The organism is Ensifer soli (assembly GCF_041928815.1).
Lineage (GTDB): Bacteria > Pseudomonadota > Alphaproteobacteria > Rhizobiales > Rhizobiaceae > JBHFEI01.
In genome coordinates this window covers 64344-73292 of sequence record NZ_JBHFEI010000017.1, presented here as the reverse complement: position 1 = coordinate 73292, position 8949 = coordinate 64344, and the positions used below count along the sequence as shown (strand labels likewise).

Sequence of the window (8949 nt, the reverse complement as noted above, 5' to 3'; positions counted from 1 at the left end):
CCGCCTTCACGCCAAAGGAATGCCGACACTATTTCGAGGCCGCAGGATATGACCCGGAATAAGTCGAATCTGCTCTAAATCCTTCTTTTTGTCGCGTTCTCCGACGCCGAAGCGATCACGCTTCGGCTGGAAATGCTTTCGATTGTCGAAACGGCCGCCTCACGGCCCGGCGGAGGCATTGCGCCCGAGCACGGCCCAGGCCTGAAGCGCCTTGTTGAAGACCTCGGTGCCGTCCGTGCCCTTTTCCAGGGTCAGCAGCGCCCGGCGGCCATTGCGGTAGGTCACGGGAATGTCGATCCAGCCGCGGGTGCGCAGGAGTTCGGTGTTGACGCTGACGGCTTCGGCAAAATCGTTGAGCGCGATCATGTGGAAATCGTCGGTGATCTTCGCCGGCACGGCGATGAGCTGGTCGCCGCGATCCTGCTCGCTGCGCTTCATCGAGACGCGCTGCAGGCTGTCGATGCTGCCCCCTTCGAAATCCGGCGGCAGCGAGAAGACGAACTCGATCACATGGCTTGCCGGCAGCGAACTGTCGACATTGCGCTTGATCGTCATCAGCGCGGTGATGCCCTTGTCCGGCACGTTGATCTGGCCCTGGATGACGGGCTCCGGACGCGCGTCGCCGCCCGGCGATTCCTCGACATCGCTCCAGACGACGCGGCCCTCGATCGCCACCGGCGCCGTCTGGCCGAGCCGCTCCTCGTAGAGGAACATCTTGTCGCCCGCGCCGAGCACTGCACCGGAGGCGGGCGGCGTCGCCGCCGCTCCCTCGCCTGTGGCAGGCGCGGTCGTGGTGGTCGCCGCAGGCGGCGTCGCGCCCTCGACCGGCGTTGTCGCGGCCTCCGGAGGGGCGGTTTCCGTCTGGGCGGCGACCGACTTGCCCTCGGCCTCGGTCGGCTCGCCGCTTGCGACCGGCGCCGGACCGGGATCGATTTCGGTGCCGTCCGACTGGAGCCTCTGGGTGAACTTCGTCGCCGTGCCCGGATCGACCGCGGCGACCTCGGTTTCGCCCGGCGTCGCGGTGCCGGCCGGCGCAGCGGTGTCCGGCGATGTACCTTCGGAGGTCTCGGACGGCGGCGCGGTGTCCGTCTCCGGGGCAGGCGTCGTGCCACCGCTGACGGACGCGATCAGCTCGCCGGCCCAGAGGTCGACGGCATCCTTGTTCTGCCAGTAGCCGAAGGCGGCGGCACCGGCGACCAGAACCACGACGGCGGCAGTGGCGAGCCCGATCATGCGGCGGCGCGAGCGCCCGGTATCGATGCGATAGTTGAGCGGGCGCGCGCCCGGCATGTTGCCGGACGCTTCGAAGCGCTGCGGCTCGAGACTATCAACGGAGGGACCGCTACGCGCGGCGATCAGGGCGTCATGATCATCAAGCGGCGGGTCGTCCGCCGCCTCTGCGGTGTCGCGCGGCGGCTCCTCTCCCGGCCAGGCCCAGTCGGCCGCAGGCACCGGCGGCACGTCCTCCGGCGCGGGGCGGCGCTCCTCCTCGAAGGGATTGCCCTTGTCCCACGACCAGTCGTGATGCGAGTCCGGCGCCTCGGCGGAAAGGTCTTCGACGGCGGCCGCATGCATCTCGTCCGGATGGTCGGCCGGCACGAAGGGCTCGGCCTCCGGCTCGACCGGGTGATGAAGCTGCTTGGAGTAGCTTTCCGCGTCGGCCGGCGCCGGATGCGCCTCCGCGACCATCGGCGGCTGGTTCCACTCGGGAAGCTCCCATGCGCTGTCGGCGGCAGGCGGCGGCGCCATTGTTTCCGCCGCAGTGCCCTCCTCGATCAGCGGCACGGAGCCGGCATCGCCGTCACGCTCCCGCGGAAATCCGTCTTCCTCCGGCATTTCCGCGACCGGGTCCTGCGGATAGGCCGGAGGATCGACATGGGCGGCGAGCTCCTCGACCGCCCGCTCCTCGTCGAAACCGTCCCGATACGGATCCTCAACGGCCGGAACCGGCGCGGCAGTCTCCTCGTCCCGCGGCGCTTCGAGCGTCTCCCAGTTCGGCGGCTCGCTCCCCGAGGACGCCGGCACCTCCGCGACATGCGCCTCCGGCTCAGGCTCAGGCTCAGGCTCAGGCTGGGGTTCGGGTTCGGGTTCGGGTTCGGGTTCGGGTTCGGGTTCGGGTTCGGGCAAAGGCTCCGGCGCGACGGATACCGCCTCGCTTTCGAAGGGCCGGGGCGTGGAGGTCCAGGGAGCACGCTCCTGCGCCACCGGTTCCGGTGCGTCCGGTTCCCCGACCTCTTCCGCCTGCGGGGCGTCGGCCAACGGCGCGGGCGCAAGGGTCGGCGCGGCGGCCTCCTCGTCACCGGCCGGCGGAAGCGCCTCGGCGTAGTCGCCCTCGACCTCGGCGATCGCCAGTTCGAGCTTGGTCATCTGCCGGTTGATCATGTCTTCCGACGGCTGGGGCTTCATGTTCTCCAGCTGGCGGCGGACGGCGCTGCGGGCCTTGTCATAGACGCGCTCCCGCATCTCCGGCACGTTGTCCGACAGACCTTCGACTGTCCTGCGAATAACTGCAACAAAATCCGCCATCAGAACTTTCTCATACGCGCCGGCGCAGACCCCACGCCAAGTTAAACCCTGCCCGACCGAAGATTAATCTTCAAAGGGATCGGTCACAAGTATCGTATCGTCGCGCTCGGGACTGGTGGACAAGAGCGCGACGGGGGCGCCGATCAGCTCCTCGACCTGGCGGACATACTTGATCGCCTGTGCCGGAAGGTCCGCCCAGGAGCGGGCGCCGACCGTCGATTCCTTCCACCCTTCCAGCGTCACGTAGATCGGCTCGACGCGGGCCTGCTGCGCCTGGCTCGCGGGAAGATGGTCGATCTCGACGCCGTCAAGCCGGTAGCCGACGCAGATCTTCAGTTCGTCCAGCCCGTCGAGGACGTCGAGCTTGGTGAGCGCGATGCCGGTGATGCCGTTGGCGGCGACCGACTGGCGCACCAGCGCCGCATCGAACCAGCCGCAGCGGCGCTTGCGCCCGGTCACCGTGCCGAATTCATGGCCGCGCTCGCCGAGGAACTGGCCGATCGCGTCGGTCAGCTCCGTCGGGAACGGCCCCTCGCCGACCCGCGTCGTATAGGCCTTGGTAATGCCGAGGACATAGCCGAGCGAGCCGGGCCCCATGCCGGAGCCCGCGGCCGCCTGGCCCGCCACCGTGTTCGACGAGGTGACGAAGGGATAGGTGCCGTGGTCGATGTCGAGCAGCGTGCCCTGCGCGCCCTCGAACAGGATGCGCGCCCCCTTGCGGCGCTGCCTGTCGAGCAGCAGCCAGACGGTTTCCATGAAGGGCAGCACCCGTTCGGCGATCGAGGTCAGCTCGCCGAGGATCGCCTCGTGCGCGACCTCCGCCTCGCCCAGGCCCCGCCGCAGCGCATTGTGATGGGTGAGCAGCCGGTCGATCTTCAGCGGCAGGGTCTCGGGGTCCGCGAGATCCATGACGCGGATGGCGCGGCGGCCGACCTTGTCCTCATAGGCCGGGCCGATGCCGCGACGCGTCGTGCCGATCTTGGTGCCGCTGTTGGAGGCGGCGTCCTCGCGGATGCCGTCGAGTTCGCGGTGCAGCGACAGTATCAGCGTCGCATTGTCGGCGATGCGCAGGTTTTCCGGCGACACCGTCACGCCCTGGGCGGCGAGCCTGTCGATCTCGGCCAGCAGCGCATGCGGATCGATGACGACGCCGTTGCCGATGACGGCGAGCTTGCCGCTGCGCACCACCCCCGACGGCAGCAGCGAGAGCTTGTAGCTGACGCCGTCGATCACGAGCGTGTGGCCGGCATTGTGGCCGCCCTGGAAGCGCACAACGATATCGGCGCGCTCCGACAGCCAGTCCACGATCTTGCCCTTACCCTCGTCGCCCCACTGCGAGCCGACCACCACGACGTTCGTCATCTGTCTTCAATCCCGTTTCCGCGCCGGATGTTGCGCTGTGTCAAACCCGCGCATCTATACTGCGTCATTTTCGGGAAAGCGACCCCGAAACCCGGCTGCCAGGGGCTTTTTGCATGGCAACAGGCGGCTTTAGCCTGTATCAGTGCGCCGCCGCCTCCGTGCGGGGAGAATTGCGGATGAAAGCGGCATGCAGCACCAGAACCTCAAGGCCTATTTCTATCTTTCGGTCACCGCCCTGTTCTGGGGCGGGAACTCGGTCGCCGGCAAGCTCGCCGTCGGCCATGTCAGCCCGCTCTACCTGACGACGCTGCGCTGGGTCGTCGCGCTCCTCGTCATCCTCGCCCTTATGATGCCGCAGGTCCGGCGGGACTGGCCGGTGATCCGGCGCCACTGGCTGCAGCTTCTCGGCTATGGCGCGATCGGCTTCACCATGTTCAACGTGCTGCTCTACAGCGCGCTGAAATATACGACCGCCATCAACGGGGTGATCGAGCAGGCCTGTATCCCCGTCCTGATCTTCGCCTTCAACTTCCTCCTCTTCCGCATCCGCGCCTCGGCGGCGCAGCTCGTCGGTTTCGCCGTGACGCTCGCCGGCATCGCCATCACCGTCTCGCACGGCACGCTGTCGACGCTGACCAGTCTGACATTCAATATGGGCGACGGCATGATCCTCGCCGCCTGCCTCGTCTATGCCGGCTACACCGTGTCGCTGCGTTGGAAACCGGATCTGCACTGGCAGAGCTTCATTGCAGTGCCGGCCTTCGGCGCGCTGCTCGCGGCCCTCCCCCTTCTCGCCTGGGAGATCGCCGCCGGCGCCGCCATCCCTCCGGATGCGACCGGCTGGGCGATCATCGCCTTCGCCGCGATCTTTCCGTCGCTTTTCTCCCAGGTGCTCTATGTGCGTGGCGTCGAGATGATCGGGCCGAACCGGGCCGGCCTCTTCATCAACGCGATCCCGATCTTCGGCACGATGCTGTCGGTGCTGCTCGCCGGCGAGGACTTCCACACCTATCACTTCGTCGCGCTGCTTTTCGTCATCGGCGGCATCGCGGTGGCGGAATGGGGCCGGCCGAGCCAGCCTCCCGCCAAGGTGTCCTGACACACGAAAGCCGCCCGCGGCGAACCGGGGGCGGCTTCGGGCGGGCGCGGGCGGCCCTCAGTCGATGTTGAACACCAGCGGCCGGGCGGCGCGGACCGCCGGATGGGCGCGCAGCCGGTCGAGGACCGCCTCGTCCACCGCGCCGTCGACATAGAGCAGCGCGATCGCGTCGCCACCCTGCTTGTCGCGGCCGAGCTGGAAGTTGGCGATGTTCACCCCGGCCTCGCCGAGCGTCGTGCCGATGAAGCCGATCATGCCGGGCACGTCGGTGTTGGTGATGTAGATCATGTGCTGCCCGACATCGGCGTCGAGATTGATGCCCTTGATCTGGATGAAGCGCGGCTTGCCGTCGGAGAAGACCGTGCCGGCTACGGAGCGGCTGAAATTCTCCGTCTTGACCGTCAGCCTTATATAGCCGTCGAAGACGCCGGACTTGTCGCGCTTGACCTCGGAGAGGATGACGCCTTTCTCCTTGATCATCACGGGGGCGGAAACCATGTTGACGTCGGCGACCTGGGCGCGGATCAGGCCGGCAAGCGCGGCGCTGGTCAGGGCGCGCGTGTTCATCGTCGCGGTCGCGCCGTCGAAGAGGATCTCGATCTCCTTGATCGGATCCTCCGTCACCTGGCCGACGAAGGCACCGAGCACGTCGGCGAGCCGGATGAAGGGGCGGAGAATCGGCGCTTCCTCCGCCGTGATCGACGGCATGTTGATCGCATTGGAGACGGCGCCCTTGATCAGGTAGTCCGACATCTGCTCGGCGACCTGGAGCGCGACATTCTCCTGCGCCTCCGTCGTCGAGGCGCCGAGATGCGGCGTGCAGACGACGTTCGGCAGGCCGAAGAGCGGGCTCTCCGTCGCCGGCTCGACCTCGAAGACGTCGAAGCCGGCGCCGGCCACCTTGCCGGATTTCAGCGCGTCGGCGAGCGCCTGCTCGACGACGAGGCCGCCGCGGGCGCAATTGACGATGCGCACGCCCGTCTTCATCTTGGCGATCGCCTCGGCGTCGATGATGTTGCGCGTCTTGTCGGTGAGCGGAACGTGCAGCGTGATGAAGTCGGCCTGGGCGAAGAGATCGTCCAGCTCGACCTTGACGACGCCCATCTCCTCGGCGCGCTCCTTCGACAGGAACGGGTCGTAGGCGATGACGTTCATCTTCAGCCCGATGGCGCGCGAGCAGACGATCGAGCCGATATTGCCGGCGCCGATGACGCCGAGCGTCTTACCGGTGATCTCGACGCCCATGAATTTCGACTTCTCCCACTTGCCGGCCTGGGTCGAGGTGTCGGCGGCGGGAAGCTGGCGGGCAACGGCGAAGATCAGCGCGATCGCGTGCTCGGCCGTGGTGATCGAATTGCCGAAAGGCGTGTTCATCACGATGATGCCGCGGCGCGAGGCGGCGGGAATGTCGACATTGTCGACGCCGATGCCGGCGCGGCCGATCACCTTGAGGTTGGTCGCCGCCGCGATCAGCTTCTCCGTCGCCTTGGTGGCGGAGCGGATGGCGAGACCGTCGTAATTGCCGATGATCTCGGCGAGCTTTTCCTTGTCCTTGCCGAGCTTCGGCTGGAAGTCGACGTCGACGCCGCGATCGCGAAAGATCTGGACGGCGGTTTCCGACAGTTCGTCGGACACGAGAACGCGCGGTGCCATGAGGGTCTCCATGGGCTCTTCTGGAAAACGGAACGGGATGGGGATGCCGCGCCTTGCCGGCGCGGCGAAAGGATCAGGCCGCGGCCTGGGAGAGCGTCGCCTTCTGGCCCGCATAGGCCCATTCGAGCCAGGGCAGCAGCGCCTCGATGTCGCTCACCTCGATCGTCGCGCCGGTCCAGATGCGCAGGCCGGCCGGCGCGTCGCGATAGGCGCCGATGTCGTGTGCGACACCTTCCTTCTCGAGCGCGGTGACGATGCCCTTGGCGAAGGCGGCCTGCGCCTCGGGCGAAAGCGCCGTCACCTCGGGATCGGCGATCGTCAGGCAGACGGAGGTGTTGGAGCGCGTCTCCGGCAGCGCCGCGAGGTTGGCGATCCAGCCGGTGCGGTCGACGAAGGCGTTGAGGGCTGCGGCATTGGCGTCAGCCCGCGCAATCAGCGCATCGAGCCCGCCGAGCGACTTCGCCCAGACAAGCGCGTCGATATAGTCCTCGACGCAGAGCATCGACGGCGTATTGATCGTCTCGCCGGTGAAGATGCCCTCGATCAGCTTGCCGCCCTTGGTCATGCGGAAGATCTTCGGCAGCGGCCAGGCCGGCGTATAGCTTTCCAGCCGCTCGACGGCGCGCGGCGACAGGATGATCACGCCATGGGCACCCTCGCCGCCCAGCACCTTCTGCCAGGAGAAGGTGACGACGTCGAGCTTGGCGAAATCGAGCCTCTGGGCGAAGGCCGCCGAGGTGGCGTCGCAGATCGTCAGGCCGGCGCGGTCGGCCGGGATGAAATCGGCATTGGCGACGCGGACGCCCGACGTGGTGCCGTTCCAGGTGAAGACCACGTCACGGTCGAAATCGACGGCGGAAAGGTCTGGGAGATTGCCGTAGTCGGCGACGAACTTGCGCACGTCGGGAAGCTTCAGTTCCTTGACGACATCCGAGACCCAGCCCGCGCCGAAGCTTTCCCAGGCGAGCATGTCGACGCCGCGCGCGCCCAGCAGCGACCAGAGCGCCATCTCGACCGCGCCGGTGTCGGAGGCGGGCACGATGCCGATGCGATAGTCGGCAGGGACCTCAAGGACCTCGCGTGTGAGGTCGATCGCCTGCTTAAGCTTGGATTTGCCGATCTTGGCCCGGTGCGAGCGGCCGAGGGCCGCTTCCTTCAGAGCATCGAGCGACCAGCCGGGACGCTTCGAGCAGGGGCCAGAGGAAAAATGGGTATTGCTCGGACGCAGGTCCGGCTTGGCAGTCGTCGTCATCGGGCTATCCTTCCAGATAGAAGCGCCTCGTTAGGGAGGCGTGTCCTGCCTGTGTGGATAGGCCTCTCACCTGGCCGAGTCAAGCGGCTCCGTGTCGCAGGAGGAAGGATTTTTGCCGCAGGCAGCCGGGCCTACCACAGATTAAAGCGCAGGCCGGCCCGGATTTCGTGACGCGAGAGCCCGTCGTCCTTGCCCTCATAGAGCCCGTTTTTCAGGAAGGTGCCGCCGGCGATGTTGGAATAGCGATAATTCACGTCGAGCGTCAGCCGTTCCGTGACGTCATAGGCGACGCCCGCCGTCAGCGCATAGGTGACGCGCCAGTCGCTTGCCTTGTTCTCGCTGCGAAGCCCGCCCTGCGTCGTCATCCCCGACCAGTCGAGGCGGGTGGCGCCGAGACCGAGGCCGGCATAGGGCGTGAAGCCGGCGACGGTACCGAGGTCGGCATAGGCATTGGCCATCAGCCCGACCGCATCGAAATCGATGCCGACGGCACTGCCGCCCGCCCCGCCGATCCGGCCGTCGATGCTGCCGGTGAAATATTCCGCCGTCAGGTCGGCGCGCAGGAGGTCGTTGACGCGGTAGCCGATGCCGCCTGAGATCGCGGCCGGATGGCCGAAGCGTCCTTCGTCGAAGGCGGGACTTGCCCCGACAGCCGCCCCCGTCGCGACCGGCGTCGCCGGGCCTGTCGTCACCGCATCCGGCGAGAAGCGGCTGCCCGCGCCATAGCCGCCGTCGATCCGGAGATAAACGCCGCTGTCGGCGGCGCCGGACACGGTCACTTCCGGCGCGGCGGCGAGATCCTGGTCCGCGGCGGCAGCCGTGGTGGCCAGCATGAGGAGGAGTGCGGTCCCCGCATGCCAGCAAGCGCCCCTGTGTGTCATCGCCGTCTCCATCCGCGCCGGCGCGCCCGAAGCGGCGCACCGTGTTGCCCGCGAGTATGGCGCCGAGCGGTTAACCCGAGGTTAACCATGTTTGTTAGGAACGGGGTAAGCATGCGCGCGAACGCAAAAAGGCCGCCCGTCGCCGGGCGGCCTCTGTCAGATCGAGACTGTGGACG

At 67.4% G+C, this 8949-nt stretch carries 6 protein-coding genes; 1 reads left to right on the top strand and 5 read right to left on the bottom strand.

What is annotated here, in order from left to right; translation table 11 throughout:
• Positions 1 to 159: 159 nt before the first annotated feature.
• On the bottom strand, positions 160 to 2526 hold the full coding sequence (locus ACEVQ6_RS20390; RefSeq protein ID WP_374890887.1) for a hypothetical protein: 2367 nt from the start codon (positions 2524 to 2526) through the stop codon (positions 160 to 162).
• Positions 2527 to 2589: 63 nt separating this feature from the next.
• Positions 2590 to 3888 carry an adenylosuccinate synthase gene (locus ACEVQ6_RS20385; protein WP_374890886.1) on the bottom strand — a complete coding sequence of 433 codons (1299 nt, stop codon included), beginning with the start codon at positions 3886 to 3888 and terminating at the stop codon, positions 2590 to 2592.
• A 187-nt stretch (positions 3889 to 4075) separates the two neighbouring features.
• Between ACEVQ6_RS20385 and ACEVQ6_RS20380 the strand changes: the two genes are divergently transcribed.
• On the top strand, positions 4076 to 4987 hold the full coding sequence (locus ACEVQ6_RS20380; RefSeq protein ID WP_374890885.1) for a DMT family transporter: 912 nt from the start codon (positions 4076 to 4078) through the stop codon (positions 4985 to 4987).
• Positions 4988 to 5044: 57 nt separating this feature from the next.
• Here ACEVQ6_RS20380 and serA read toward each other — a convergent pair whose 3' ends face one another.
• The 3 genes from serA to ACEVQ6_RS20365 form a co-directional block, all read right to left on the bottom strand.
• Positions 5045 to 6640 (bottom strand): phosphoglycerate dehydrogenase, encoded by a 1596-nt coding sequence (gene serA / locus ACEVQ6_RS20375; protein ID WP_374890884.1) that lies wholly within the window; start codon positions 6638 to 6640, stop codon positions 5045 to 5047.
• 73 nt (positions 6641 to 6713) lie between these two features.
• Positions 6714 to 7892: a phosphoserine transaminase gene (locus ACEVQ6_RS20370; protein ID WP_374890883.1), complete on the bottom strand. Its 1179-nt coding sequence runs from the start codon at positions 7890 to 7892 to the stop codon at positions 6714 to 6716.
• 131 nt (positions 7893 to 8023) lie between these two features.
• On the bottom strand, positions 8024 to 8773 hold the full coding sequence (locus tag ACEVQ6_RS20365; protein ID WP_374890882.1) for an outer membrane protein: 750 nt from the start codon (positions 8771 to 8773) through the stop codon (positions 8024 to 8026).
• Positions 8774 to 8949 lie beyond the last annotated feature (176 nt).

Excerpts from the sequence above, each read along its gene's own strand:
- ACEVQ6_RS20380 (WP_374890885.1), top strand. The coding sequence starts at position 4,076 with ATGCAGCACCAGAACCTCAAGGCCTATTTCTATCTTTCGGTCACCGCC.
- ACEVQ6_RS20385 (WP_374890886.1), bottom strand. The coding sequence starts at position 3,888 with ATGACGAACGTCGTGGTGGTCGGCTCGCAGTGGGGCGACGAGGGTAAG.
- ACEVQ6_RS20365 (WP_374890882.1), bottom strand. The coding sequence starts at position 8,773 with ATGACACACAGGGGCGCTTGCTGGCATGCGGGGACCGCACTCCTCCTC.
- serA (WP_374890884.1), bottom strand. The coding sequence starts at position 6,640 with ATGGCACCGCGCGTTCTCGTGTCCGACGAACTGTCGGAAACCGCCGTC.
- ACEVQ6_RS20390 (WP_374890887.1), bottom strand. The coding sequence starts at position 2,526 with ATGGCGGATTTTGTTGCAGTTATTCGCAGGACAGTCGAAGGTCTGTCG.
- ACEVQ6_RS20370 (WP_374890883.1), bottom strand. The coding sequence starts at position 7,892 with ATGACGACGACTGCCAAGCCGGACCTGCGTCCGAGCAATACCCATTTT.